This window comes from Shewanella jiangmenensis, assembly GCF_018596335.1.
Lineage (GTDB): Bacteria > Pseudomonadota > Gammaproteobacteria > Enterobacterales > Shewanellaceae > Shewanella > Shewanella jiangmenensis.
This window is the reverse complement of the sequence record NZ_JAHEPS010000006.1, coordinates 75,337-101,549: the sequence shown is the minus strand read 5'-3', so window position 1 is coordinate 101,549 and position 26,213 is coordinate 75,337. Positions and strand designations below refer to the sequence as shown.

Here is a 26,213-nt window from a genome sequence, read left to right as displayed (position 1 = left end):
ATCGCTATGTTGTGCTCGCTAATCACAGGCTCTGGCAAAGGCTCTGATAAAAGCTCTGACAACAAAGGCTCTGAAAAAAGGTTCTGCCACCAAACATTCCAACACTGACAATTCCACTGCATGATAAAAACCAGCCAAGCTCCCACTATTACCCTTCGCGACTACCAGCAGGATGCCATCGAGGCCGCCCTGAACCACTTTCGCCAAAGCCGTGAATCGGCGGTGCTGGTGCTGCCAACCGGCGCCGGTAAAAGTCTGGTGATAGCCGAGCTTGCCCGCATCGCCAAAGGGCGGGTACTGGTACTGACCCATGTGAAGGAACTGGTGGCACAAAACGCGGAAAAAGTCGCGCTGATGGCAGGCAGCGGCAGCATTTACTCCGCCGGACTTGGCGAAAAAGACAGCGGCGGCAAAACCGTCATCGCCGGTATTCAATCGGCAGCGCGAAATCTGGATGCCTTCAGTGAGCCCTTTTCACTGGTCATCATCGATGAGTGCCACAGGGTCAGTCAGGATAAGGACAGCCAATATCACAGCCTGTTTGCCGCGCTCAAGGCCGCCAATCCCAATCTGTTGTTACTTGGGCTTACCGCTACACCCTATCGTCTTGGCGAAGGGTATATCCACAAGCGCCATGTTCATGGTCATGTGGGCAATCCCGATAAGGGCGTGTTCGATGTGTGCATTTTTGAATTGCCGATGCGGGTACTGATTAAAAAGGGCTTTTTAACGCCGCCACGGCTGCTTGACGGGCTTGCGGCCCAGTACAACTTTGCCAATCTCAAGGCAAGTGAAGACAGTGATTACAGCGAGGCTGAGGTCGAGTCGGTGCTCAATACCAGCGGCCGCGCCACCACGGCCATTGTTGGCCAGCTGAAAGCCCTTGGCGCATCGAGGCGCGGGGTTATCATTTTTGCCGCCACCGTGCGCCATGCCAAAGAAGTACTGGCCCTGCTTGAGCGCGGCGAAAGCAAAGGGCTACAAAACATTGGCATGCAGGAAGGCGAAGCAAGCACTGCGATTCAAAACACAACCAGCGCTGCGCTCATTACCGCCGACACCGACGCAATCGAGCGCGACCGGATAATCAATGCCTTTAAAGCAGGCCAAATACGCTTTCTGGTGAATGTGTCAGTGCTGACCACGGGATTCGATGCGCCCCACGTGGACTTGATTGCCATCCTGCGGCCCACCGCATCTGTGAGTTTGTTTCAGCAAATGGTCGGACGGGGGCTCAGGCTTTATCCCGGCAAAACCGAGTGCCTAATTCTTGATTACGCCGCCAATGGCTTTAGCCTGTTTCACCCCGAAGTGGGAAAACCCCGCCCCGACAGCAAGAGCGTGCCGGTGCAGGTGCCCTGCCCGGCCTGCGGTTTTGCGAATTTGTTTTGGGGCAAAACCGATCAGGATGGTGACATCATCGAGCATTTTGGCCGTCGCTGTCAGGGCATTATCGAGGATGGCAGCCAGTGCGACTTTCGCTACCGCGCCCGCATTTGTCCGGACTGCGGCGCCGAGAACGACATTGCCGCCCGCATTTGCCGAAGCTGCGACAGCGCCCTGGTTGACCCCGACAAACACCTTAAAGCCGTGCTCGCCCACAAGCACCATCACCTGTTTAAGGTGGCGGATATGCAGCTAAGCGCAAGCGGCAATGATCTGCTGATAAGCTATCAGGATATGGACGGCAATCCGTTTGAGGAACGCTTTAAAATGCAAACCGACGGCCAGAGAAAAGCCCTGTTTGCGGCGTTTCTGGCACCTCATCAGCGCGCGCCCGGCGTCAAACTGCCACGCTACAAGCAAGCAAGCGAGATAGTCGCCGACCGCGACAGATTCAAAATGCCTGAGCTGCTATTGTTAAAAAAGGGCAAGTTTGGCTGGCAGCTACTGGAGAAATTTTTTGATTACACCGGCAAGTACCAAAGCCAGCGCCGCTTTGAGACTGATTAGGGCGCTGAAGCGGATTAAGGCGGTAAAAGCCAATTAAAGCTTTTAAGCTGATGGCTGCGCAGACAGCGGCTTAAACGCCCAATGGCGGATATCAAAACCCCGGCTGCTGTGGTATAAAATGCCAGTCAAACCATAAGGAGCCACTATGCACGTTGTAATCTTTGGCCGTCCAGGCTGCCCCTATTGTGTACGCGCCGAACAGCTGTGCGAGCAGCTGGTTGAAAAGCGTGATGACTTCACCTTCCGCTATGTGGATATTCATGCCGAAGGAATAAGCAAAGAAGATTTGTCAAAGACAGTCGGCAAAACCGTTGAAACCGTACCGCAGATCTTCGTTGATAAGGCCCATGTGGGTGGCTGCACCGATTTTGAAGCCTACGTGCGCGAGCATCAGCTGCTCGGCTGATCCCCTGCCGAGCCCTGTTATCATCAAGCCCGCAACCCTGCGGGCTTTTTTGGTATTGGCCAATTTGAACGCTACACTCAAATAAGGTTTAAGCAAACGCAGGCAAACAGATGGAACAGTTGCTCGCCAATATCATTGAAAAAGTATCCAACACCCGAGGCGAGGCATTTTTTCAGTCCATCACCTTAGCATTGCATCAAACCATAGGCGCCGACTACACCTTTGTCGCCACCCTCGACAAAACCCAGTATTGCTCAAATACCATTGCCCTGGTGGCGGATGGCAAACTGGTGGATAACATCAGCTACTCCCTCACCCATACCCCCTGCGCCAATGCCGCCGACGACTCGGTGTGTTGTTACCGTGATAATGTTTGTGCAAGCTTTCCCGACGATTTACTGCTGGTTGAAATGGGAATTGAGGGCTACCTCGGTACGCCGCTGCACGACCTCAAAGGCGAAGTGATGGGCATAATCGTCGCCCTTTACAAACGCCCGATTGAGAACGATGCCTTTGTGCTGGATCTATTTAAACTGTTTTCCGGGCGCATAGAGGCCGAACTTGACCGGCTGGCACACGAGCGGCGGCTTGAAGAAGCAAATCAGCTGCTTGAAACCAAGGTTGCCCAGCGCACAGCCCATCTGGACGATGCCATTAACAAGCTAAAAGAAGCGCAGCAGCGATTGGTTGAATCCGAAAAAATGGCGGCCATGGGTAATATGGTGGCAGGACTTGCCCATGAGGTGAACACCCCGCTTGGGGTTGCTATCACCAGCCAAAGCGTACTGAAAGAACACCACAAGCTGCTTGCTGACCGCTATCAAAAGGGCGAGCTTACCTCGGATGATCTTGAAGAGTATCTGTCACTCAGCGCCAGTGCCATGACCCTGATGGAGGTCAATCTGCAGCGGGCCGCAGAACTTGTTGAGAGCTTTAAGCGCACTGCAGCCGATCAGCACTGCTCAGAACATGAAGTCATTAATATCGCCCAGTATTACCATCAGATAGTGACGGCAATGCAGCCACTGCTGAAATCGGTTCAGGCAAAAGTACAGATTGATATTCCTGCGGATTGGAACCTCAGCACCATTCCGGGCGTGCACTCTCAAACCCTGATAAATCTGCTCAGTAACAGCGTCATGCACGGCTTTGATGCCGGGCAGGATAACCGCATAGACATCAAAGGCGAACTTAGGCCCAATGGTGAATTTTGCATCCACTATCGCGACAATGGCAAAGGCCTGACCGAGGAAGCGCGTAAGCGGATTTTTGAGCCCTTTTTTACCACGGCCCGCAATCAGGGCGGCATAGGTCTCGGGATGAACATAGTCTTTAATCTGGTCAATCAGAAACTTGAGGGCAGCATCACCCTGCCGGACACCGAGGAAGGCTTTGCACTGGACATGCTATTTCGCGCCAAATCGCCTGAGACTCTGTAAGCTGTAATATCGGTTAGCGCAAAGTGATAATTAGTCAGGGCTTACAGTGCTGGCGACAAACACAAAAGGCGAACACTTGGTTCGCCTTCTTTGTTTATTGGTAACTTACAGCGCGTACTTGGCGGAGAAAATCACCCGGTTCAAATCGCCGTCGGTGCCGTTTTCCATGCTGTTGGTGGCATACATGTACTCAACACCGAAAGTGAGCGGCTTGCTTGGGGAGTACAGCAGGTTCACGTAGGCCGACATCGCGTCTTTGTTCACCTTGGCGCCGCTGTATTCGACTTTGTTGTCTACCGACATGCCGGACACAGTAAAGCTTGAGCGCCACTGCTCATTCCACCAGTGACGGTAAGACACGAAGCCGCCAAAGCTGCCCAGCGTCTCGATATTGCCGTTGGCATCCAGGGTACCTGCGTTGGCAAAGTTCAGCGCCATATAACGGCCAAGGCCTTCGCCCCAGGTGGCGGTGAAACGTAAATCGTCTTTACCGACCGGAATAATACCGGCAAAGCTTGCGCCATAACCGAGCGCTGAGTCATCCAGGCCGTTTTGCTCCACATTGAGCTGACGGGCAATACCGGAAAGCGAGAACGAGGCGCCGCCTTCGGTCTTGAAGTTATAACGGGCGACGGCGTCCGGGATCATGCCGCTGCCACTGGTGATCCGTGAGCCGGTTTGATTGGCGCTGAGGGTTGTTTCAGGGTTTTCCAGGGCAAACTGGAACGCACCGCTGGTGTAACGCACCTGTGCCTGACGCACAAAGGGCGTACCGTCTGCTGCACCAACGAAATCAAGGTTTTCAGGCAGCGCGGAGGCATTCTGGAAAGTGGTCCAGGTTTGACCTGCAGTCCAGCCATCGTAGCTCACGTAGGCGTGGCGAATACGGGGGGAGTAGCTGTTTGACACCCGCTCGTTACCATCGGTATGAGTCATAAAGTCCAGCTCAATAAAGCCGGTCAGGGTGTGCCCATCCACATCGGTGGCGGTTTTGAAGTTAAAGCGGGTTTCGCGGGCCTGGAAGTCAACCACCTGATTGCCGTTGCCATCCTTGCCGTAAATGGTGCCCGGTACATAAAACTGACGGGACAGATCCCCTGAGTCCGGCGCGCCATTGCTGTAATCGCTGAACATCACATCGGCTTTAATATAGCCACCAAAAGTGAAATCGGTTTTTCCGGCTTCGGCGGCCGCAGTGCCTGCCATTGAGGCAAGTGCGCCGGCCAGCGCCAATGAGATTGCTGCTTGTTTCATTGTTATAGCTCCCTGATTGTTATTATTAATCAGAAGCACTATGAACAAATTGTAAATTCGGCAGTATTAGCAATAGGTCTATGAGACAAAAGTAGAAAAGCGATTGCTTAAATTAGCTGTTTGAAAAGTGAAGCGTGAAACGAGAGGAGTAAGTGGTGGGTCGTGAAGGATTCGAACCTTCGACCAATTGGTTAAAAGCCAACTGCTCTACCGACTGAGCTAACGACCCATAAAGAAGCAGCAATAACATTATCAAAGGTGGTGGGTCGTGAAGGATTCGAACCTTCGACCAATTGGTTAAAAGCCAACTGCTCTACCGACTGAGCTAACGACCCGCATTTGATTACATCATTGTGTTACAGCATTTATTTACTTGAAGGAAGTGGTGGGTCGTGAAGGATTCGAACCTTCGACCAATTGGTTAAAAGCCAACTGCTCTACCGACTGAGCTAACGACCCAACATGTGTTGCGGTCAACAAGGAAGTGGTGGGTCGTGAAGGATTCGAACCTTCGACCAATTGGTTAAAAGCCAACTGCTCTACCGACTGAGCTAACGACCCAACTTGTTGATTTACCGCAGAATTCACTTCAAGGAAGTGGTGGGTCGTGAAGGATTCGAACCTTCGACCAATTGGTTAAAAGCCAACTGCTCTACCGACTGAGCTAACGACCCACATTTTGATACAGTACCCCACACAAGAGTGGTGGGTCGTGAAGGATTCGAACCTTCGACCAATTGGTTAAAAGCCAACTGCTCTACCGACTGAGCTAACGACCCGCTCGATACTGTAATTTGATCCCTAACCCACCGAAGTTGGTGGGTCGTGAAGGATTCGAACCTTCGACCAATTGGTTAAAAGCCAACTGCTCTACCGACTGAGCTAACGACCCATCGGGATCGGCACGCCTGGAACTTGGTGGGTCGTGAAGGATTCGAACCTTCGACCAATTGGTTAAAAGCCAACTGCTCTACCGACTGAGCTAACGACCCGTTCAGGTTTGCCCTCTACGCCGCCTTGGCTGCGCTGAGGGCGCCTATAATACCTTTTTCAGTTCTCCATGCAAGCGCAAATTCCCGAAACTTTTGCCGTTTGCATGAAAAACAGCCCAAGAGACTGTTTTCTGAGTTAAAACCCATCAAAGTGCGTTCAATTGCTGCTGTGCAATGCGCGCTGCAGCACTGTTTGCGTAGTCCTGGATGACTTTACGGTACAGATTTTTTGCACCGGTCTTATCGCCTTTTTTCTCAGCGATAAGACCGAGTTTCACCAGACTGTCGCCACGTTTGCCCGAATCGGGGTATTTTTCGACAACCACGGTGAAAGCACCACGGGCTTCGTCCAGCTCGTTCTTATTATAGAGCAGCTGACCGAGCCAGTAGTTGGCATTGTCTGAGTAATTCGACGTCGGGTATTGCTTGACGAAACTGCGAAACGCCGTGATGGCATCATCATAGCGGCGCTCTTTCAGCACCAGATTGATGGCGCCTTCATAGGCGGCGGTTTCATTGAGCGTGGCATCCACTGCGCCGGCGCTCGGAGAAGGCGTAGACTGACCCTGTGAAGGCACAGGCTGAGACACAGCAGCGGCTGCACCTGCGGCCGAGGCGCTCTGGCTTGGCTTGGGCGCCGACTGCAGATTGGCTATCTCTTCGTAGAGCTTGCGCTGACGCTCAAGCATCTCGTTGATTTGATAGTTCTGCTGCTCAGCCAGCCCACGCAGCTCCAGCACTTCCTGCTGCAGCGAATCCAAACGGCGCTGCATGTCAAAGTCAGTTTGCTGCTTGGCTTTGAGGATCCGCTCGAGTTTGGCAACCCTGTCATCAGCGCTGCCGGAACCCAGATCTTCAACCGGTGCCTTGGCCAGTGCCGGCATTGCCAGCACCATGGAAATCAGTAATACGCTCTTTTTCATCAACCCTTACCCTGTCGTGGTTAACCTCAGTACACCAGTACCGCGCGACGGTTCATAGAGAAACCTTCGTCGGTGCGGGACAGATCCTGAGGCTTCTCTTCACCGTAGCTGACGATGCTCATCTGAGAAGGCTGCACGCCCATAGACTGCAAGTACTTGGCAACAGCTTTGGCACGGCGCTCACCCAGGGCTACGTTGTACTCTGGCGTACCACGCTCGTCCGAGTGACCTTCAATCAGGATACGTACTGATGGGTTTTCCACCAGGTAGTTACCGTGGGCCATCAGAGTCTCTTCAGACTGAGGAGATACTTCACTGCGGTCGAAGTCGAAGTAAATCACGTTTTCGCGACGCAGCTGTTCCTGCTTCATGCGAGCCTGCTCTTCAGCGGTCATCATGCCAGCAGCGCTGCCGGTTTCAACACCACCGTAGCTGCCGCCATCCATGCCGCTTTCAGAGCCGGATGCATCAGAAGCAGAGTCAGTAGAACTACAGGCGCCCAGAGCAAAAATCGGAGCAACCACCAGCAGAGTCTTGAGCAGCTTGTTCAATTCCATTTTAAATTCCTTAAATCAATCAACAATAATTCAAACAGTTACAGGAAGGGAGACCAGGAAGGTGATTTCACCTCGCCCTGTCCCACTGGCAATCTTGCCTTGAAACGTCCATCCATAGACACGGCAGCGAGCACCTGCCGGCCCTGATGTGTGGTGCCATAAATGACCATGGTGCCATTGGGCGCCACACTGGGAGATTCGTCAAGACGGGTGGAGGTCAATACCTGCATGAAACGGGTTTCCAGATCCATGCGGGCAATGTTGAACTTGCCGTTGGTACGGTTTACAAACACGATGTGACGGCCATCGGGGGTAATGGAGCCACCGAGGTTCCACTCACCGTCAAAGGTCAGACGAGTCAGTTTACCTGAATCCAGCTCTACCTTATACAGCTGTGGACGACCGCCGCGCTCTGAAGTGATCAGCAGCGAGCGACCATCAGGGAACCAGCTTGGCTCGGTATCGATGGAGTAATGGTTGGTAATGCGGCGCGTGGTCTTGGTCGCAATATCAATGGTATAGATTTCGCTCTGGCCGTCTTTTGACAGGGTCACCGCCAGTGTCTTGCCGTCAGGCGAGAAACTTGGCGCGCCGTTAATGCCGGGGAAGCTCGATACCTTCACGCGGTTTTGGCTGTAGATGTCCTGTACAAAGATTTCCGCTTTGCGGTTTTCAAAGCTCACGTAAGCCAGACGACGACCGTCAGGTGACCAGGAAGGCGACATCAATGGCTCAGGCGAGCGCAGCAGCATCTGCTCGTTGTAACCATCGTAGTCAGCAATCATCAGGCGGTATGGCACTTTATCGCCATGGTTAATCAGCACGTAGGCGATACGTGTCAGGAAGGCGCCGCGAATACCGGTGAGCTTCTCATACACTATGTCACTCACGCGGTGACCGTACTGGCGGAATTGCGCCGAGGTGATCACCGTCTGGCGGCTCTCAAGCAGCAATTCCTGTTTGTTTTGCACGCCCTGCCCGGCCTGAGCCTTGATAAGGTCAATCAAATCAAAGGTCACCAGATACTGATCCGGGCCATAAGGCTTGATGGTACCGACCACAGCGGCTTCGGCATTGATACCGGACCACTGCTGCGGCGCAAATTCGGCCAGACTGGCGATGCCACTTTGTGGCAGACCGCGCGGGTCGAGCGGCTTAAAAGTACCGCTGCGGGTTAAATCTGAGGCGACCACATCAGAGATTTGTGATGGCACAGGGCCTGTGCCCTGCCACACAAAAGGCACTACGGCGATAGGACGGGCGGCGTCCACACCTTCGGTGATCACGATATCCAGCGCGGCGCGCGCCGGGACTGTCAGTACCGCACCGAGCAGTACTGCCCACTTAAGAATGCGCTTCATGAAACTCCTTTACTCAACTTTCAGGACGTAAATTTCAGAACTTAAATTTCAGGTTGTACGGTAAGGTTAATTTCTTTCATCAGCTGGTAGACCTCGGGTTGAGGCGACACCGGCAATTTACCCGCCTTGGTCACGGCAGCCTTGGCCGCACGGCACACCACAGAATCGCCATCGAGTGACTGCACTGTGGTCACAAAACCGTCGTTGGCAAGCCGGATAAGCAAACGGCACTGCTTACCGCGCATCGACTCATCTACCACCAGGTTGCGCTGGATGGTGGATTTAATCATGGCAGTGTAGCGGTCGCGCTCAGAGGTCAGCTTGCTGTTGCGTGACGCATCGATGGTCGCCTGCTCGGCAGCCATCATTTCTGCAAGCTCCTGCTCGCGCGCAGCCGCTTCGGCGGCGGCAGCTTCTTCAGCGGCTTTTTTCTTGGCTTCTTCGGCCTTACGTTTCTCTTCCGCTTTCTTGGCTTCGTCGGCTTTGCGCTTCTCTTCCGCCTTCTTGGCTTCGTCGGCTTTACGCTTCTCTTCCGCCTTCTTGGCTTCGTCGGCCTTGCGTTTCTCTTCCGCTTTCTTGGCTTCGTCGGCTTTGCGCTTCTCTTCTGCCTTCTTGGCTTCGTCTGCCTTGCGTTTCTCTTCGGCCTTCTTGGCGGCAAGTTCTTCGGCAGCGCGTTTTTCCTGGGCCTTCTTGGCTTCCGCCTCGGCCTGCTTGCGCTCGGTTTCCTTGCGAACCTTTTCTTCCTCAGCCTTTTGTGCCGCTTCTTTGGCCTGTTTTTCCTGCTGCTTGGCTTCTTCGATGGCCTTTTGCGTCTCTATCTCTTTTTGCTGACGCTCGACTTCAAGCTGCTTGATTTTTTCCTGTTCACGCTCGCGGGCCTTTTTCGCTTCTTCCGCTTTGCGTTCAAGCTCTTCCTGGCGGGCCTTTTCTTTACGCTCCTGATCCGCTTTTTTATCGCGGATCTTTTGCGCTTCAGCCGCCACCTTGCCCGAATCCACCAGCGTTGCCTGCACCGGCGCTGCGGCGGCGGGCTCCTGGGGCTGCAATTTGGGCTTCAGGAAGTCAAATAAGCCAAACACGGCGACCAGTAACAGCGCGCCGTGCAATGCAAAGGATACCACCAAGGGCAGACGTAAATCAGACTTTCCTGCCACCCGTTACTTCTCCTCTGGTGAGTCCGTCATCAAGCCCACCGATGGCACGCCCGCCTGTTGCAGCGCCACCATCAAACCTATCACCTCTTCGTAGGGCACACTGCGGTCGGCCTTAACCACCACCGGACGCTCAGGCTCAACCGACAGCACGGCCGCAACCTGCACCTGCATCTCTTCGAGGGTCAGCACGTCTTTGTCGCTGCCGCCGCTGCCGATATCGAGGTAGTAATCGCCATTGGCATCGAGCGCCGCCACCACGGGTGGCTTGCTTTCGGTGGACAAAGGCTCGGCCTCGCCCTGGGGCAGGTCGACTTTCACGCCCTGAGTTACCACGGGCGCAGTTGCCATAAAGATGATAAGCAGTACCAACATCACGTCGATGTAGGGCACTACGTTAATCTCGGCCACCGGACGGCGGCGTTTACGCTGATAGCCTTGCATCAGGCAGATTCCTTCTCGCTGTAGGCCTGACGATGCAGAATGCTGGAAAACTCTTCCATAAAGTTGACGTAAGTGCCTTCAAGCTTTTCCACATCGGTTGTAAAACGGTTGTAGAAAATGACCGCAGGGATCGCGGCAGCCAGACCCATGGCGGTGGCGATAAGGGCTTCGGCGATGGCCGGCGCCACAATACCGAGCGTTGGGTTGGCAACTGAGCCGAGTGCGATAAAGGCGTTCATGATCCCCCACACGGTACCAAAAAGACCAATATAAGGGGTCACAGAGCCGATGGTCGCCAGCGCTGGCAGGTTGGCTTCGAGTTTTTCAAGCTCGCGGGACAGGGTCACCCGCATGGCGCGGTAGGTACCATCCATCACGGCGCCGGGCACCTTGCTCGAAAGGCGGGCCAGACGCGAATACTCTTTGAAACCGGTCACGAACATGGCTTCAAGGCCGGCGTTGGTTTCGCCGCGGGATGACAGGTCCTGATAAAGGCGGTTCAAATCCACCCCCGACCAGAAACGGTCTTCAAAACGGGCAGACTTTTTAATCGCACCTTTAAGCAGGTTGCGGCGCTGGATGATGATAGCCCATGACACCACAGAAAGGCCCATCAGGATAAGCATCACTATCTTGACGAGAAAACTCGCCTGCATGAACAGACCAATAAAGGAAATTTCAGCGTGCACCTTGTAATAACTCCTGCGCAATAAATGGGGGTATAGCGTGTGGCCGCATTTTGGAGAGCGTCACACAGGCAACCGTTATCCGACCTTCACAGTAACAGTTGCCTTCGTTATCTATCAAACGTTGATTAAATACCATGGACACACGTTTCATGTCTGAGACACTGGACTCGACCGTTAAGTTCTGCTCAAACCGCGCCGGGCGAACAAAATCAAGCTCTGCGCGGGCAACCACAAAGGCGATGTCCTCTGCCAGCAGCGACGTTTGGCTGATCCCGAAGGATCGTAACCATTCAGTGCGCGCCCTTTCGAAGAAATTCAGATAGTTGGAATGGTAAACCACCCCACCGGCATCAGTATCTTCGTAATATACAGAAATAGGCCATAAAAACATGAAAAACGTGCAGCATCCCCAATGGTAAAATTGACGCTACTATACCTATCCCGCCGCGGATTGTGAATGGGCGGCCAGACTGCAATCGTAAAGAAAAATAAATGATAAAAGGGGCCGAAGCCCCTTGTCACAAGATTTGAATTATGCGGTGCAGATCAAAGCTTTTGCGGTAATGTTAAACCGAAGTTCTGCCACAGGAAGGCGTAAATGTCGGCAAACTCCGCAATTTGCATCGAAGTTGGCTTACCGGCACCGTGACCGGCCTTGGATTCGATACGCATAATCACAGGGGCATCGCCCTGCTGCCTGGCCTGAAGCATAGCGCCAAACTTGAAGCTGTGCAGCGGCACTACCCTGTCGTCGTGATCGGCGGTCATCACCATTGTTGCCGGATATTGTTGCGCTTTTACATTGTGATACGGCGAGTAAGCCAGCAGATACGGGAAGTCAGCGGCGTTATCGGCGCTGCCGTATTCCGCAGTCCAGGCCCAGCCGATGGTGAACTTATGGAAGCGCAGCATATCCAGCACGCCCACTGCCGGCAACACAGCGGCAAACAGCTCAGGCCGCTGGGTTACCGCCGCGCCCATCAGTAAACCGCCGTTACTGCGGCCATAGGCACCAAGTTTACTGCTTTGGGTGTATTTTTCGCTGATAAGGTATTCGGCGGCGGCGTAGTAGTCGTCAAACACGTTCTGCTTTTTACCGAACATGCCGGCCTTGTGCCACTCTTCACCATATTCACTGCCGCCGCGCAGTGCTGGCACCGCATAGATGCCGCCCATATCGAGCCAGGCGATGGTGGCCGGGCTGAAGCGTGGGGTCATGGAAATCGAGAAACCACCATAGGCATACAGCAGCGTGGGGTTGTTGCCATCCTTCTTGAGTCCTTTTTTGTAGCTCAGGATCATCGGGATACGGGTGCCGTCTTTACTGGTGTAAAACACCTGCTCAGAGGCGTAGTCGTCGGGATTGAACGACACCTTGGGCGCGCTGAAAAGCTCGTTGCTGCCCTTGTCCAAATCATACTTGTAGATGGTTTCAGGCTGCACGTAGCTGTTGAACACATAATAGAAGTACGGTTTGGTTGGCTTGCCAAAGGGGCCGGCAATCTTGCCAAGACCGGGCAGTTTCACCTCTTCACGCTTGCTGCCATCCATGTTGAATACTGACAGTTTGCCAAGCACATCATGAAGATAACTCACCACCAAATGGCCGCCAATGATGCTGACCGCCGCGATGGGGTCATCCGACTCAGGAATAACCGTCTGCCAGTTTGCTTTGGCAGGTTTGCGGGTATCGACTGCAATCACCCGGCCCTTAGGCGCATCCAAATCGGTTTTGAAGAAAAACACCGGGCCTTCGTTACCAAGGAACTGATACTCGGCCTCAAGCTCGCCCATCAGTTCGACCACTTTCAGGCTGCGGTCCTTAAGCGGCTTGTAGAAAAAGCGATTGCGGCTGTCGGTACCGACCGAAATGCTGATAAGCAGGAAGTCGCCATCATCTGAGACAGAAGCGGAGAAGCCCCACTCCGGATTATCCGGACGCTCATACACGAGGGTGTCTTTGTCCTGGGATTCGCCCAAACGATGGAAGTAGACTTTTTGGTTGTAGTTAACATCCGAGAGGATATCGCCGCCCTTGGGTGCATCGTAGCGGGAGTAGTACACGCCGCTGTTATCGTGAGCCCATTCGGCGCGGGAGAATTTGATCCATTTGAGGCTGTCGCCAAGCTTGCGACCACTGGCTACATCGATAAAGGCCCACTCCTGCCAGTCGGAGCCGGACTTGGACACACCAAACGCCAGTGTCTTGCCATCGCCGCTCACTGACACGCCCGAAAGCGCCACAGTGCCATCGGCCGACAGCTTGTTGGGGTCAAGCAGCACGCGCTCGGCGCCGCCATTTTCACTCACATAAAGCACGTTTTGTGACTGCAGACCGTCGTTACGGAACACAAAGCGGTTATCGCCATGTTCAAACGGCGCGCCGACTTTTTCAAAATTCCAAAGCTCAGTGATCCTGTCGACCACCACCTGCTTATTGGGAATATCGGCCAGATACTTGTCACCAAAGGCCTGCTGGCGTTTAACCCAGTCTTCCGTGGCGGGGCTGTTTTCTTCAAGCCAGCGGTAGGGGTCTTCTACTTTAACGCCATGAAGCTCTTCCACCAGAGGTTTTACCTCGGATGCGGGATACGCAAGCTCGGCCTTGGCGTTGGTGCTGTCTTTGCTGTTGCAGCCGCCAAGCGCCAGGGTCAATCCCAGCGTGAGCAGGCTAAGGGTGCTGATTCTGCTTGTCATTGTTATCATCCTTCAGAATTGGGACTTGCATTGTCGCTGCCCACTATACCCCCAAAAATTAACCAGGCAATTGGCTTTGGCGGCACTGGCGAAAGTTTGCATGGCTGACGGGATTAAAGGGATGATAACAATCCGGGTGAATGCAATACGCAAAGTTATGCCCGCTATGTGCTTAATTAGTCGAATTCGCGCTGAAACGGCGCAAAATGAGAGCTTAATCACCTTTTAGTTAATTAGATTTTCTAATGAATAAATCCAATTTTTCTCGTTTGTCAATCTCATCCGACCTGCCTACAATGGCCACGTTTTCCGGAAGTGTCTGCTCTGTCAGATTGTGAAAACAAAGAACATTTTATCGCTGTGTCTGACACATCGATATCATCCCTGGTTCTTATGCTTGACTTCCTTCCTTCAATTTGTTGATTGCAATGCTTATTCTTTTGCGGCCCGCTTGGTTTCAAGTGGGCTTTTTTTTACCCTAAGCCCATGTATCCCTCTTTCGCCTCACATCTCGCTTTAACACGGCATTCGAGCCAACAAAAAAGCCGCTGAATGCGGCTTTGGTTATCGAAAGGTCTATTCGACCTCCCCTCAGTCCATAAACGGGACTGACTCAGATGGACTTGGTGATCTGCACCACCACCCGGCGGTTACGGGCACGCTCATCATCGCCCTGATTGGACGCCACATGGCGGGTCTCACCGTGGCCTTCGGTCATTATCCGCTCAGCGGGGATCCCTTTGCCAACAAAGAAGGCTTTCACTGAATCGGCACGCTTTTCAGATACCTTCTGGTTGATACTGCGGCCACCATAACTGTCGGTATAGGCGTTAATTAAAATCAGCTCTACTTCCGGATCCTGGCTTAGATACTCCTGCACCCTGGCAAGCTGCGCCTGCGAGAATCGGGTCAGCTCAGTGCCGCCCGGGTTGTAATTGAGCACGGTAAAGGCGATATCTTCAAAGCTGTAGGGCAAGAGCCCTGCCAGACACTGACGAAACTCAGTGTATTTCCGTTTGAAATTGGCCGCCGATAAGCCAACGGCAATCTTGTTGTCGCTGTTGTACCAATCGGCGTAATAAAAGGTCGGCTCGCGGCCACGATCAAGCTCGGCCAGCATCGACCAGGCGGCCTTTTTCGGCACTTCACCGTTAAAATCACGCATGTAAGTAAGGCGGGTAATGTTCTCGTTACTCTCACCCGGGCGCCAGGACGGCGACTTGCTCACCAAGGTTGCGGTGGTAGCCGCATCGGGCTTGGCCCACATATCGAGGGTAAACAACAGGTTCTGCTCTTTACCGGCTGCACTCGAAAACACCGCTTTGCCGTAGGACGGAATATCGTGCTCAAGGCTGCAGCGGATGCGACTGCTCTCGGCAATGCGCCACTGGGACTCATCGAGGGCAGCAACATAATGGCGAACATCGGCCGTCACCGCACAGGGCAGTGATATACCGAGGAGCAAAAACAGTGATCGCCACATAACAAATTCCGGTTTCAGGAGTCTACTCTGACAGTATCGACCAATCTCAGCGGTTCTTTAGCTTATATTTCAGCCAATCAAACATGACAGCCCCGCCCGCATTTAGCATAATAGCGCCCTTTACGATTGTCAGAGAATTCAGGATGCCGGACGTTTTCAACCCCAATAAGCTCAAACACAGGTTTCGCGGATACTTGCCTGTGGTTATCGACGTTGAAACCGCAGGCTTTAATGCCCAAACCGACGCCCTGCTTGAAATTGCGGCCACCACCCTCAAAATGACCGAGGATGGCGAGCTGGTGCTGGATAAAACCCTGCATTTTAATGTTGAGCCCTTTGAAGGCGCCAATCTTGAACCGGCGGCGCTGGCCTTTAACGGCATTGACCCGAGCAATCCCCTGCGCGGCGCCGTAAGCGAGAAAGAGGCGCTGCTGGAAATCTTCAAAGAAGTGCGCAAGGCGCTTAAGGCCAGCGACTGTCACCGCGCCATTGTCGTCGCCCACAACGCAGCGTTCGATCATGGTTTTGTCAGCAAAGCGATTGAGCGCAGCGGCGTAAAACGCTCGCCGTTTCATCCCTTTGCCACCTTCGACACCGCCTGTTTGTCGGGGCTAGCGCTCGGGCATACTGTGCTGGCGCAGGCCTGTAAAATTGCCGGCATTCCGTTTGATAATAAAGAAGCCCACAGCGCGCTTTACGATACCGAGCGCACCGCCGAGCTTTTTTGTCATATTGTTAACCGCTGGAAGGCCCTTGGCGGCTGGCCGCTTGTGGGCGCCGAGCTTGATGACGAGGCCGATGCGGCAGGCACGGCCGACTGAGTCACATCGCAGAATGCAAAAAGCCGCCCGTGGGCGGCTTTTTTAATCCGGCTACTCCCGAAGGAGTGACAGATCACAGTTCGTTTGCGTTTTCGCTCAGGTAAGCAGCAACGCCGTCTGGGTTGGCGCTCATGCCTTTCTTACCTTTGATCCAGCCGGCAGGACACACTTCGCCGTGCTCTTCGTGGAACTGCAGCGCGTCAATCATACGCAGCATTTCGTCAACGTTACGGCCCAGCGGCAGATCGTTCACTACCTGGTGACGTACGTTACCTTCTTTGTCGATCAGGAACGAGCCACGGAAAGCCACACCGGCTTCTGGGTGCTCAACATCGTACGCTTTGCAGATGTCGTGCTTAACGTCGGCAACCAGGGTGTACTGCACCTGACCGATGCCGCCCTTTTCAACCGGGGTGTTACGCCAGGCGTTGTGGGTGAACTGAGAGTCGATAGACACACCAATCACTTCCACGCCACGCTTCTTGAACTCATCCATACGGTGATCAAAAGCGATAAGCTCAGAAGGACATACGAAGGTGAAGTCCAGTGGGTAGAAGAAAACCACGGCTGGCTTGCCCTTGATGGCAGCAGTCAGGTTGAAGTTATCTACGATCTCGCCTGAACCCAGCACGGCAGCAGCGGTAAAATCGGGGGCCTTACGACCTACTAATACGCTCATTGTTACCTCCATCTATGGATTGAGCTGTGGATAATACGAACTTTCCTGTTTGATATTCAGCATTATAAGAGGTGCCCGTACGCTTACAACCCAAATCGAGCCAATATCACACATTTGGCGCCGTGGTGGCGCCGGACGTTGATTTTATCGACATTTTGTCCGTATTAAGTTCACGGTTATTTTCCGCGTAGGCCACGTGCAGATCACATTTGGCAAATTTAAGCGTCAATTCAGCCGCCCGGCTGGACAAGGGCCCCCCAGGCTCGCCAAAATATCCGTTTTAGAAAATGAAGACGATTTAATGATGAATTCCGTGGTTATTGCCGTTTGCCTGATGCTGGCGCTGAGCCTGGCGCGGGTGAATGTGGTTATCGCCCTGACCATCAGTGCGCTGGTCGCAGGCCTGCTTGGCGGGCTTGATATGTCTGCCACCATAGATGCCTTTAATACCGGCCTTGGCGGCGGCGCCCAGATTGCCTTAAGTTACGCGCTCCTTGGCGCCTTTGCCGTTGCCCTTTCTCACTCCGGGCTCACGACTGTGATTTCCCACGGCGTGATTCACAAACTTGGCGGCGAGACCAATCCCAAAACCCTCGGCACAGTGCGCATGTTACTGCTGCTGGCGCTGCTTGCCATGGCAATGGCATCGCAGAATATTTTACCGATACACATTGCCTTTATTCCTATTCTGGTGCCACCGCTGTTGCATTTGATGTCCAAGCTCAAGCTTGACCGGCGCCTCGTGGCCTGTGTACTCACCTTTGGCTTGGTGACCACCTATATGGTGCTGCCGGTAGGTTTTGGCGGCATTTTTCTCAATGACATACTGCTCGCCAACCTCAAGGGCAATGGTCTTGAAGCCAGCATAGATCAGGTGCCGGGCGCTATGCTCATCCCTGCCCTTGGCATGGTGTTTGGATTGCTGACGGCGGTATTTATCTCGTATCGCAAACCGCGCCGCTACATGGAAGCCAAAATTCTTGCCGCCGAGCCGGAAGTCGCCATCAACAGGCGCAGCCTGGTGGTCGCTCTGGTTGCCATTGTTGCCACCCTGCTGGTGCAGCTTGAAACCGACTCGATGATTTTCGGTGCCCTGATTGGCTTTATGGTGTTCAGCCTCTCCGGCGCCCTTAAGCATGTGGCAGATCAGGATATCTTTACCCAGGGCGTACGAATGATGGCCAATATAGGCTTTATCATGATTGCCGCTGCGGGTTTTGCAGCTGTGGTCAAGGCCACCGGTGATGTGGGCACCCTGGTGTCATCCTTAAGCAGTATGATAGGCGATAATAAGGCGCTGGCGGCGTTTTTGATGTTGCTGGTTGGCCTGCTTATTACCATGGGCATCGGCTCGTCGTTTTCGACCATTCCGATCATCGCCACTATTTATGTGCCACTGGCGCTGTCGTTTGGCTTTTCAGTGCCAGCGACCATTGCCCTGGTGGGCACCGCCGCCGCGCTGGGTGATGCCGGCTCGCCTGCGTCTGACTCGACCCTTGGCCCCACCGCAGGCCTTAACGCCGATGGTCAGCACGACCATATGCGCGACAGCGTGATCCCAACCTTTATCCACTACAACATTCCGCTGTTGGTGTTTGGCTGGGTCGCCGCCATGGTGCTGTGAGCGGATTAGCCAAAAAGAAATACCGCAGGATACGAAAAAAGCGCCCAAGGGCGCTTTTTGCTTATCCGGCATCGCAGCAATGTATCTTGCAGCGGTTTAATGGATGCTACTTATTTGGTACCGAAAATCTTATCACCGGCATCGCCAAGCCCCGGCAGAATGTAGCCGTGCTCATTAAGGCACTTGTCGATGGCGGCGGTGTAAAGCTCAACGTCCGGATGGGCTTTCTCAAGTGCGGCAATCCCCTCAGGGGCTGCTACCAACACCAGCGCCTTGATTTGCTTGCAGCCACGGGACTTGAGCAAGTCGATGGTGGCAATCATGGAGCCGCCGGTAGCCAGCATGGGGTCGACCACCAGCGCGATACGCTCTTCAACATGACTGCAAAGCTTTTCAAAGTAAGGCACAGGCTCGAGGGTCTTTTCGTCGCGGTAAATGCCGACAACAGAAATGCGGGCGCTTGGAATGTGCTCAAGCACGCCGTCCATCATGCCAAGACCGGCACGCAGGATAGGCACCACAGTCACTTTTTTGCCTTTTATCTGATCCACCTGCACCGGGCCATTCCAGCCTTCAATGGTCACAGTCTCGGTTTCAAAGTCTGCGGTGGCTTCATAGGTGAGCAGACTGCCCACTTCGGCGGCAAGTTCACGGAAACGCTTGGTGCTGATATCACCTTCGCGCATCAGGCCAACTTTGTGGCGAACCAGGGGATGCTTTACCTCGACAACTTTCATGTCTTTCTCCTGCGTTTGGCATTTTTTGGGCAAATTTTTTCGATTTTAGTGGATTTGTTCTTTAGTGAAAACATAAAGTTTTGCGAAAAGAATGAATCGTGAGCCAAGTCGCCTGCTTAGTCGCCAAAACGCCGCCTTAAAACCAAAACTGCCCTTTCGACACCCCACACAAACTGCTAGAATACGCCCCCATAAAAACCACTCGATGTACCCTATTAGAGGATCCTCCGTGAGCACTCCTACTCCACTGAGCTATAAAGACGCCGGTGTCGATATCGACGCAGGCAATGCACTGGTTCAAAACATCAAGTCTGCCGTTAAGCGTACCCGCCGCCCTGAGGTGATGGGTAATCTGGGTGGTTTTGGTGCCCTGTGTGAACTGCCAACCAAGTACAAGCACCCAGTGCTGGTATCCGGTACCGATGGCGTGGGAACCAAGCTGCGTCTGGCTATCGACTTCAAGAGTCACGATACCGTCGGTGTGGATCTGGTGGCCATGTGTGTGAACGACCTGATCGTTCAGGGCGCTGAGCCTTTATTTTTCCTCGACTACTACGCCACCGGCAAGCTGGACGTTGAAACCGCTACTGCCGTGGTAAACGGCATCGGCGAAGGCTGCTTCCAGTCAGGTTGTGCCCTTATCGGTGGTGAAACCGCTGAAATGCCAGGCATGTACGAAGGTGAAGACTACGATCTGGCCGGTTTCTGCGTGGGCGTGGTAGAAAAAGCCGACATCATCGACGGCAGCAAAGTCAAAGCCGGTGATGCCCTGATTGCACTGGCCTCCAGCGGCCCGCACTCAAACGGCTACTCTCTTATCCGTAAGGTTCTCGAAGTCAGCAAAGCCGACCCACAGCAGGACCTGAACGGCAAGCCGCTCATCAAGCACCTGCTCGAGCCAACCAAGATTTATGTGAAATCACTGCTCAAGCTGATTGCCGAAAACGATGTACACGCCATGGCGCACATCACCGGCGGCGGCTTCTGGGAAAATATCCCACGCGTATTGCCTGACAACTGCAAAGCCGTGGTAGAAGGCGGCTCCTGGCAGTGGCCAGTAGTGTTCCAGTGGCTGCAAAGCGCTGGCAACATCGAAACCTATGAAATGTACCGCACCTTTAACTGCGGCGTGGGCATGATTGTTGCCCTGCCAGCCGACAAAGTAGATGCCGCACTTGAACTGCTGAAGGCCGAAGGCGAAACCGCCTGGCACATTGGCCATATCGCTGCACGCAATGGCGATGAAGAGCAGGTGGAGATCCGCTGATGAGCTGCCGCGTCGTCGTTCTTATCTCCGGCAGTGGCAGTAACCTGCAGGCCATTATCGACCAGTGCCACGGCCGTCAGGGCGTGGAAATTGTTGGCGTTATCAGCAACAAGCCTGACGCCTATGGCCTTGTCCGTGCCCACCATGGCGAGATAAACACCAGCTGCGTGATTGCCCGCAAAGGCGAAAAACGCGCTGAATACGACGCGCGCCTCGTTGCAGCAATCGAAGCCTACCAGCCCGATCTGGTGGTACTGGCAGGCTTTATGCGCATTCTGACCGAAGGTTTTGTGAACCGCTACCTCGGCCGTATGCTCAATATCCACCCGTCACTGCTGCCCAAGTTTACCGGTCTCGATACCCATCAGCGGGCCATCGATGCCGGCGAAACCGAGCACGGTGCCAGTGTGCATTTTGTGACGCCCGAGCTGGATGCTGGCCCTGTTATTTTGCAGGCCAAGGTGCCCGTGTATGAAGGTGACGATGCCACTGTGCTTGCCGAGCGGGTACACGAGCAGGAGCATGCCATTTACCCTCTGGTGGTTAAATGGTTCGCCGCTGGCCGCCTGAAGATGCGCGATGAGCTCGCCTATCTTGATGGCGAACAAATCGGCGCAAGCGGCTACGCCCCGGATTGATGGCGAAAGCCGCTCGGCGGTGAACAAGCTCAAGGCGGCTCTCATGAAGCGCATTCCTTAAAAGAGACCCTCGGGTCTCTTTTTTGTTATTGGCCCCCTCGTTTCTATAGCTGGCTTCGATAGCTGGCTTCGATAGCTTGTTCCTATAGCTGGTTTCTATCGCTGGTTTCTATTGCTGCAAACGGCAATTACAGTGGCCAACCCAAGCCGCGTTTAAGGAGCATCAACGCGCTTTATCCTTTCCCAAGCGGCCTTTGGCATTGAAAATCCGTCAAAATTGGCTTTAGATAGATGAGCCGTCCAACCTTTCTCTCCAGGGACGGGAGCCTTGAACAGGATTTTTCAATGAAAAACATCATCTGTGATATCGATGGAGTGCTGCTTCACGACAACAAACTGGTGCCCGGCAGCGACAAATTTATTCACCGGGTGCTCGAGCAGGGCAATCCGCTGGTTATTCTTACCAACTATCCGGTGCAAACCGGCAAAGATCTGCAAAACCGCCTCGAAGCGGCGGGGATTAACGTGCCGGAGGAGTGCTTTTATACCGCCGCCATGGCCACCGCCGACTTTTTAAAACATCAGGAAGGCAGCAAGGCCTTTGTGATTGGCGAAGGCGCCCTCACCCACGAGCTGTACAAAGCCGGATTTACCATTACCGACATCAACCCAGACTTTGTCATTGTGGGTGAAACCCGCTCTTACAACTGGGACATGATCCACAAGGCCGCCCGCTTTGTCGCCTCAGGCGCCCGCTTTATCGCCACCAACCCGGATACCCATGGCCCGGCCTATTCACCGGCCTGCGGCGCTTTGTGCGCGCCGATTGAGCGGATCACAGGTCGCAAGCCGTTTTATGTGGGCAAACCCAGCAGCTGGATAGTGCGATCGGCGCTCAATCACATCAACGGCCACAGCCACAACACAGTGATTATCGGCGATAACATGCGCACCGACATTCTGGCCGGTTTTCAGGCAGGGCTTGAAACCATTCTGGTGCTGTCAGGGGTGAGCCGCCTGGAAGACATAGATAAAGAGCCATTCAGGCCAAACCATGTGTTTAACTGCGCCGCCGACATCGATGTGATTTAAGCAAAACACAGCGTTCGAAAACAAAGTCACATTTTGATACCAAAATCAGGCCGTTTGCCTTGTCACAGGCAAGCGGCCTTTGTCATGATGGCCCTTGTCATGATGGGAAGTGCAAAACGCCGCCAGTCATGGCAAAGCCAAAACACAATAAAAACAGTAAAAAAACAATAAGGTACCCTATGAAACCTTTGCTCCCGCTGGGGATGCTGCTTCTGACCGCCTGCAGTCAGGGCAGCGCCGTGTCCCAGCCGCCCGCACCGGACTTCAATGAAGCCCGCTATCGTAACGACATCAAAATTTTATCCTCCGATGATTTTGAAGGCCGCGCCCCCACCACCCGCGGTGAACAGTTAACCCTGGATTACTTAAGCACTGCCTTTAAAGCCGCCGGGCTTAAGGGTGCCAACAATGGCAGCTTCCTGCAAAGCGTGCCCATGGTGACCTACACAGCCGCAGAAGATCAGCGCATTCGCCTTGGCAAGCAAAATCCCAGCTATCGCAAAGACATAGTGCTCAGCAGCCACCACAATAACGCGGGCATCGACATCAAAAATGCGCCGCTGGTGTTTGTTGGCTACGGCATCAGGGCGCCCGAATACCAGTGGGACGATTACGCGGGCCTCGATATGAAGGGCAAAATTGCCGTCATCCTCGTAAACGACCCGGGCTTTGCCCTGCCAGAGTCAGGCAAGTTCAAAGGCAAGGCCATGACCTACTACGGCCGCTGGAATTACAAGTTTGAAGAAGCGAGCCGTCAGGGCGCACTCGGTGCCATCATCATCCACGACACCGCCCCCGCCTCTTACCCCTGGTCTGTGGTGGAAAACAGCTGGACCGGACCGCAGCAGGAGCTGGCAAACCTGCCAGACAGCAAAGACCGCATTCAGGTCGAAGGCTGGATGCAGCTTGCAACCGCCAAGGCGCTGTTTGCCGATGCAGGCCTTGATTTAATAAGCCTCAGCAAAACCGCGGCCGAGCGCTCAGGCCACACCGCACTTAACCAAAGCGCCGATATCGCCTTTGCCAACGAGGCTAAGTTTTCCGACAGCCACAACCTGGTCGCCACGTTGCCCGGCACCGACAAAGCCGATGAACACATCCTCTTTACCGCCCACTGGGACCACATCGGCAAGGACAACAGCCGCGATGGCGATAAGATTTACAATGGCGCGCTCGATAACGCCTCCGGCGTGGCCGGCATACTCGAAATTGCCCGTCAGTTTGCCGCCCTCGATGCCGTCGGCATTAAAAATCGCCGCTCACTGACCTTTATCGCCACCACAGGTGAAGAGCAAGGCTTGCTTGGCTCACGTTACTATGCCGCCAACCCCTTGTATCCAATTGACAACACCATTGCGGTGCTCAATCTGGACTCCACCAACGTCAATGGCCGCACCAAGGATTTCACCATAGTCGGCAAAGGCCAGTCGCAGCTCGAAGACTACTTTATCGATGCAGCCAAAAAGCAGGGCCGCGAGGCCGTGAGTGAGAAAAACCCGGCCTCAGGTGGCTTTTTCCGCTCCGACCATTTCAGCTTTGCCAAACTCGGTGTGCCCGCCGCCTTCGCCGGTGGCGGCAGTGAGCCGATTGATGCAGCCACCGCCGCTTACAAGGCCGACATGCAGGCCAAAATGAAAGGCTGCTACCACAACGTGTGCGACGAATACCGCGCCGACTGGGATTTATCCGGCGCCCTGGAAGACATGGCGGTATTTTTTGACGTTGCCCATGCCCTTGCCAATTCAGATGCCCGCCCGGGCTATCTGCAGCAAAGCGAGTTTCACAGCTTAAGGCCTGCCAACTGACAAGCCTGCTGCTGCCTTACGAAAGGGCTTCATGACGAAGCCCTTTTGCTTTAAGGCCTTATGCTTTACGACTTTGGCTTTAAGGCTACGAACTGCAATCTTTCAGCACTGCATGCACATCCGCAGCATTAACGTAAGCCAAATCCCAAGTTCTTAGTTACATCACTAGTTCTTAGTTACATCACTAGGTTCACCCTTCGTTGACCTCATCTCAGCCCGCCGCAGCGCAGTTTTCAGCCAAACACGCTCTTTTTTAATCAAAGGCAGACTTTTTTAAGAAAAGCTTAATTTTTTCGGCGTAACTGATAAAAAACCAATCCAACCTGTGCCTGGTCGATGGCAAAATCACAATCACCAATATTCTTGAGCTGTTTTTGAATAATCCATATTTCAATGGCGTAAAAAACGTTGAAAACATCACACAAAAGCCAACAGAAATGACGTTTATTCATATTTGGCATTTGATTGCTGCAAAAAACGCTGGCAAAGTGGCTTCTACATTGATGCACCTTCAGTTGAAGCCGGAGTTTGTTATGTGTTCGATTTTCGCCATTCTTGATATCCAGTCCGATGCCCGTGCAATGCGCCAGGTGGCGCTGGAAATGTCCAAACTGCTGCGTCACCGCGGCCCGGACTGGTCGGGTATTTATGCCGATGACCATGCAGTGCTGGCCCACGAGCGTCTGGCTATTGTTGACATTGAGCACGGTGCACAGCCGCTTTTGAGTGAAGATGGCAATCTGGTATTGGCCGTGAACGGCGAAATCTACAACCACAAAGAGCTCAAGGCTGAGCTTGGCGACAAGTACAGCTACCAGACCAACAGCGACTGCGAGGTCATTCTGGCGCTGTATCAGGAATACGGCACTGAATTTCTGGATAAACTGAACGGCATCTTCGCCTTTGTGCTGTACGACAAGGCCAAACAGAGCTACCTCATCGGCCGCGATCATATCGGCATTATTCCGCTGTACACCGGCCGCGATGCCAAGGGTAACTTTTATGTCGCCTCTGAAATGAAGGCGCTGGTGCCCGTGTGCAAAACCGTTGAAACCTTTGCGCCCGGTCAGTATCTGTCAAGCGACACAGGCGAGGCAGTGCGCTACTACCAGCGCGACTGGCAGTCCTATGAGGCAGTCGCCGACAACGAGGCCAGCGTGGATGAACTGCGCGCCGCACTGGAAGCCGCCGTTAAGCGTCAGCTGATGTCAGATGTACCCTACGGCGTGCTGCTGTCGGGTGGTCTCGATTCCTCCATCGTGTCTGCCATTACCCAAACCTTCGCCAAGCGCCGCATCGAAGATAACGACGAAAGCGAAGCCTGGTGGCCGCAGCTGCACTCTTTTGCCGTGGGACTCAAGGGCTCGCCGGATCTGGCCGCGTCCCGCAAGGTAGCAGATGCCATCGGCACCATTCATCACGAGATCCACTTCACCTTCCAGGAAGGGCTGGATGCCATCAAGGATGTGATTTATCACCTGGAAACCTATGATGTCACCACCATCCGCGCCGCCACACCCATGTACTTGATGGCGCGTAAAATCAAGGCGATGGGTATCAAGATGGTGCTCTCGGGTGAGGGTGCGGATGAGCTTTTTGGCGGCTACCTGTATTTCCACAAGGCGCCAAACCCACAGGCCTTCCACGAGGAGCTGGTGCGTAAACTCGACAAGCTGCATCTGTTCGACTGCCTGCGCGCCAACAAGGCCATGGCGGCCTGGGGCCTCGAAGCACGGGTGCCCTTCCTTGATAAAGAATTTATGGATGTGGCGATGCGCTTAAACCCCGCCGCCAAGATGTCCGGCAAGGGCAAAATCGAGAAGCACATTCTTCGCACCGCCTTTGAGCACAAACTGCCGGCCGAAATTGCCTGGCGTCAGAAGGAGCAGTTCAGTGATGGCGTAGGCTACAGCTGGATTGATGGCCTAAAAGAAGTGGCCGCCGCGCAGGTGGATGATTTGCAGCTGGCCAACGCCCGCTTCCGTTTCCCGCACAACACGCCGGAAACCAAAGAGGCTTACTTCTACCGCTGTTTCTTTGAAGAGCTGTTCCCGCTGGAATCGGCAGCTCTTACGGTACCGGGCGGCAAGAGTGTGGCCTGCTCTACCCCCGAGGCGCTCGCCTGGGATGCAAGCCTGCAGGGGATCATTGACCCCTCCGGCCGCGCGGTGCGCGAAGTGCATGCACAGAGCTACTGATGC

Annotated in this window: 22 protein-coding genes and 8 tRNA genes; 10 read left to right on the top strand and 20 right to left on the bottom strand. The window is 54.0% G+C overall.

The annotated features are described in order from the left end of the window. Nucleotides 1-120: 120 nt before the first annotated feature. The 3 genes from radD to KJI95_RS14930 all read left to right on the top strand — a co-directional run bounded on the left by radD (nt 121) and on the right by KJI95_RS14930 (nt 3,798). Complete coding sequence (gene radD / locus KJI95_RS14940; protein WP_214507993.1) at nt 121-1,953, top strand: DNA repair helicase RadD; 1,833 nt, start codon at nt 121-123, stop codon at nt 1,951-1,953. 145 nt (nt 1,954-2,098) lie between these two features. Beyond that, complete coding sequence (locus KJI95_RS14935) at nt 2,099-2,359, top strand: GrxA family glutaredoxin (protein WP_214507992.1); 261 nt, start codon at nt 2,099-2,101, stop codon at nt 2,357-2,359. Between the two features lie 110 nt (nt 2,360-2,469). Beyond that, nucleotides 2,470-3,798, top strand: a complete 1,329-nt coding sequence (locus KJI95_RS14930) for an ATP-binding protein (protein ID WP_214507991.1) — start codon at nt 2,470-2,472, stop codon at nt 3,796-3,798. 105 nt (nt 3,799-3,903) lie between these two features. Here the strand turns inward: KJI95_RS14930 and KJI95_RS14925 are convergent, their stop codons facing one another. The 18 genes from KJI95_RS14925 to KJI95_RS14840 form a co-directional block, all read right to left on the bottom strand. Then, a complete protein-coding gene (locus KJI95_RS14925) occupies nt 3,904-5,052 on the bottom strand; it encodes a DcaP family trimeric outer membrane transporter (RefSeq protein WP_214507990.1) in 1,149 nt (382 codons plus the stop codon). Between the two features lie 153 nt (nt 5,053-5,205). Further along, nucleotides 5,206-5,281: transfer RNA gene (locus KJI95_RS14920), tRNA-Lys, on the bottom strand. Between the two features lie 30 nt (nt 5,282-5,311). Then, nucleotides 5,312-5,387: transfer RNA gene (locus tag KJI95_RS14915), tRNA-Lys, on the bottom strand. A gap of 48 nt (nt 5,388-5,435) precedes the next feature. After that, nucleotides 5,436-5,511: transfer RNA gene (locus tag KJI95_RS14910), tRNA-Lys, on the bottom strand. A 26-nt stretch (nt 5,512-5,537) separates the two neighbouring features. Then, a tRNA-Lys gene (locus KJI95_RS14905) sits at nt 5,538-5,613 on the bottom strand. Between the two features lie 37 nt (nt 5,614-5,650). After that, a tRNA-Lys gene (locus KJI95_RS14900) sits at nt 5,651-5,726 on the bottom strand. A 29-nt stretch (nt 5,727-5,755) separates the two neighbouring features. Then, a tRNA-Lys gene (locus tag KJI95_RS14895) sits at nt 5,756-5,831 on the bottom strand. 37 nt (nt 5,832-5,868) lie between these two features. Further along, nucleotides 5,869-5,944: transfer RNA gene (locus KJI95_RS14890), tRNA-Lys, on the bottom strand. A 24-nt stretch (nt 5,945-5,968) separates the two neighbouring features. Then, nucleotides 5,969-6,044, bottom strand: a tRNA-Lys gene (locus tag KJI95_RS14885). Between the two features lie 146 nt (nt 6,045-6,190). After that, complete coding sequence (gene ybgF, locus KJI95_RS14880) at nt 6,191-6,967, bottom strand: tol-pal system protein YbgF (protein ID WP_214507989.1); 777 nt, start codon at nt 6,965-6,967, stop codon at nt 6,191-6,193. 26 nt (nt 6,968-6,993) lie between these two features. Continuing rightward, nucleotides 6,994-7,524, bottom strand: coding sequence for a peptidoglycan-associated lipoprotein Pal (pal, locus tag KJI95_RS14875; RefSeq protein WP_214507988.1), 531 nt, complete (start codon nt 7,522-7,524; stop codon nt 6,994-6,996). A gap of 38 nt (nt 7,525-7,562) precedes the next feature. Next, nucleotides 7,563-8,885, bottom strand: coding sequence for a Tol-Pal system beta propeller repeat protein TolB (gene tolB / locus KJI95_RS14870; protein ID WP_214507987.1), 1,323 nt, complete (start codon nt 8,883-8,885; stop codon nt 7,563-7,565). A gap of 41 nt (nt 8,886-8,926) precedes the next feature. Further along, nucleotides 8,927-10,039, bottom strand: coding sequence for a cell envelope integrity protein TolA (gene tolA / locus KJI95_RS14865; RefSeq protein ID WP_214507986.1), 1,113 nt, complete (start codon nt 10,037-10,039; stop codon nt 8,927-8,929). A gap of 3 nt (nt 10,040-10,042) precedes the next feature. Next, complete coding sequence (tolR, locus tag KJI95_RS14860) at nt 10,043-10,483, bottom strand: protein TolR (RefSeq protein WP_214508100.1); 441 nt, start codon at nt 10,481-10,483, stop codon at nt 10,043-10,045. After that, a complete protein-coding gene (gene tolQ, locus KJI95_RS14855; protein WP_214507985.1) occupies nt 10,480-11,169 on the bottom strand; it encodes a protein TolQ in 690 nt (229 codons plus the stop codon). The genes tolR and tolQ overlap by 4 nt, the downstream gene beginning before the upstream one ends. Beyond that, on the bottom strand, nt 11,159-11,560 hold the full coding sequence (gene ybgC, locus KJI95_RS14850) for a tol-pal system-associated acyl-CoA thioesterase (RefSeq protein WP_214507984.1): 402 nt from the start codon (nt 11,558-11,560) through the stop codon (nt 11,159-11,161). The genes tolQ and ybgC overlap by 11 nt, the downstream gene beginning before the upstream one ends. Nucleotides 11,561-11,715: 155 nt before the next feature. Continuing rightward, the gene (locus tag KJI95_RS14845) at nt 11,716-13,872 is read right to left on the bottom strand and encodes a prolyl oligopeptidase family serine peptidase (RefSeq protein ID WP_432653809.1); all 2,157 of its coding nucleotides are present in this window, start codon (nt 13,870-13,872) and stop codon (nt 11,716-11,718) included. Between the two features lie 607 nt (nt 13,873-14,479). Then, complete coding sequence (locus KJI95_RS14840; RefSeq protein WP_214507982.1) at nt 14,480-15,349, bottom strand: flagellar protein MotY; 870 nt, start codon at nt 15,347-15,349, stop codon at nt 14,480-14,482. Between the two features lie 143 nt (nt 15,350-15,492). On the opposite strand from KJI95_RS14840, the gene rnt reads away from it, so the two are divergent. Further along, entirely contained in the window at nt 15,493-16,170 is a 678-nt protein-coding gene (gene rnt / locus KJI95_RS14835; protein ID WP_214507981.1) for a ribonuclease T, read from the top strand. A 73-nt stretch (nt 16,171-16,243) separates the two neighbouring features. Here rnt and KJI95_RS14830 read toward each other — a convergent pair whose 3' ends face one another. Beyond that, nucleotides 16,244-16,849: a peroxiredoxin gene (locus KJI95_RS14830; RefSeq protein WP_214507980.1), complete on the bottom strand. Its 606-nt coding sequence runs from the start codon at nt 16,847-16,849 to the stop codon at nt 16,244-16,246. Between the two features lie 304 nt (nt 16,850-17,153). Here KJI95_RS14830 and KJI95_RS14825 point away from each other — a divergent pair, with 304 nt between their 5' ends. After that, the gene (locus KJI95_RS14825) at nt 17,154-18,473 is read left to right on the top strand and encodes a Na+/H+ antiporter family protein (RefSeq protein WP_214508099.1); all 1,320 of its coding nucleotides are present in this window, start codon (nt 17,154-17,156) and stop codon (nt 18,471-18,473) included. A 110-nt stretch (nt 18,474-18,583) separates the two neighbouring features. Here KJI95_RS14825 and upp read toward each other — a convergent pair whose 3' ends face one another. Beyond that, nucleotides 18,584-19,210 carry a uracil phosphoribosyltransferase gene (gene upp, locus KJI95_RS14820; RefSeq protein ID WP_214507979.1) on the bottom strand — a complete coding sequence of 209 codons (627 nt, stop codon included), beginning with the start codon at nt 19,208-19,210 and terminating at the stop codon, nt 18,584-18,586. A gap of 229 nt (nt 19,211-19,439) precedes the next feature. Between upp and purM the strand changes: the two genes are divergently transcribed. The 5 genes from purM to asnB all read left to right on the top strand — a co-directional run bounded on the left by purM (nt 19,440) and on the right by asnB (nt 26,210). Further along, a complete protein-coding gene (purM, locus tag KJI95_RS14815; protein WP_214507978.1) occupies nt 19,440-20,477 on the top strand; it encodes a phosphoribosylformylglycinamidine cyclo-ligase in 1,038 nt (345 codons plus the stop codon). After that, the gene (purN, locus tag KJI95_RS14810) at nt 20,477-21,115 is read left to right on the top strand and encodes a phosphoribosylglycinamide formyltransferase (RefSeq protein WP_214507977.1); all 639 of its coding nucleotides are present in this window, start codon (nt 20,477-20,479) and stop codon (nt 21,113-21,115) included. Before purM ends, purN begins: the two co-directional genes overlap by 1 nt. Before the next feature lie 345 nt (nt 21,116-21,460). Further along, nucleotides 21,461-22,207, top strand: a complete 747-nt coding sequence (locus tag KJI95_RS14805) for an HAD-IIA family hydrolase (RefSeq protein WP_214507976.1) — start codon at nt 21,461-21,463, stop codon at nt 22,205-22,207. 179 nt (nt 22,208-22,386) lie between these two features. Then, entirely contained in the window at nt 22,387-24,012 is a 1,626-nt protein-coding gene (locus tag KJI95_RS14800) for a M28 family metallopeptidase (RefSeq protein ID WP_214507975.1), read from the top strand. 533 nt (nt 24,013-24,545) lie between these two features. Then, nucleotides 24,546-26,210 (top strand): asparagine synthase B, encoded by a 1,665-nt coding sequence (gene asnB / locus KJI95_RS14795; RefSeq protein ID WP_214507974.1) that lies wholly within the window; start codon nt 24,546-24,548, stop codon nt 26,208-26,210. Nucleotides 26,211-26,213 lie beyond the last annotated feature (3 nt).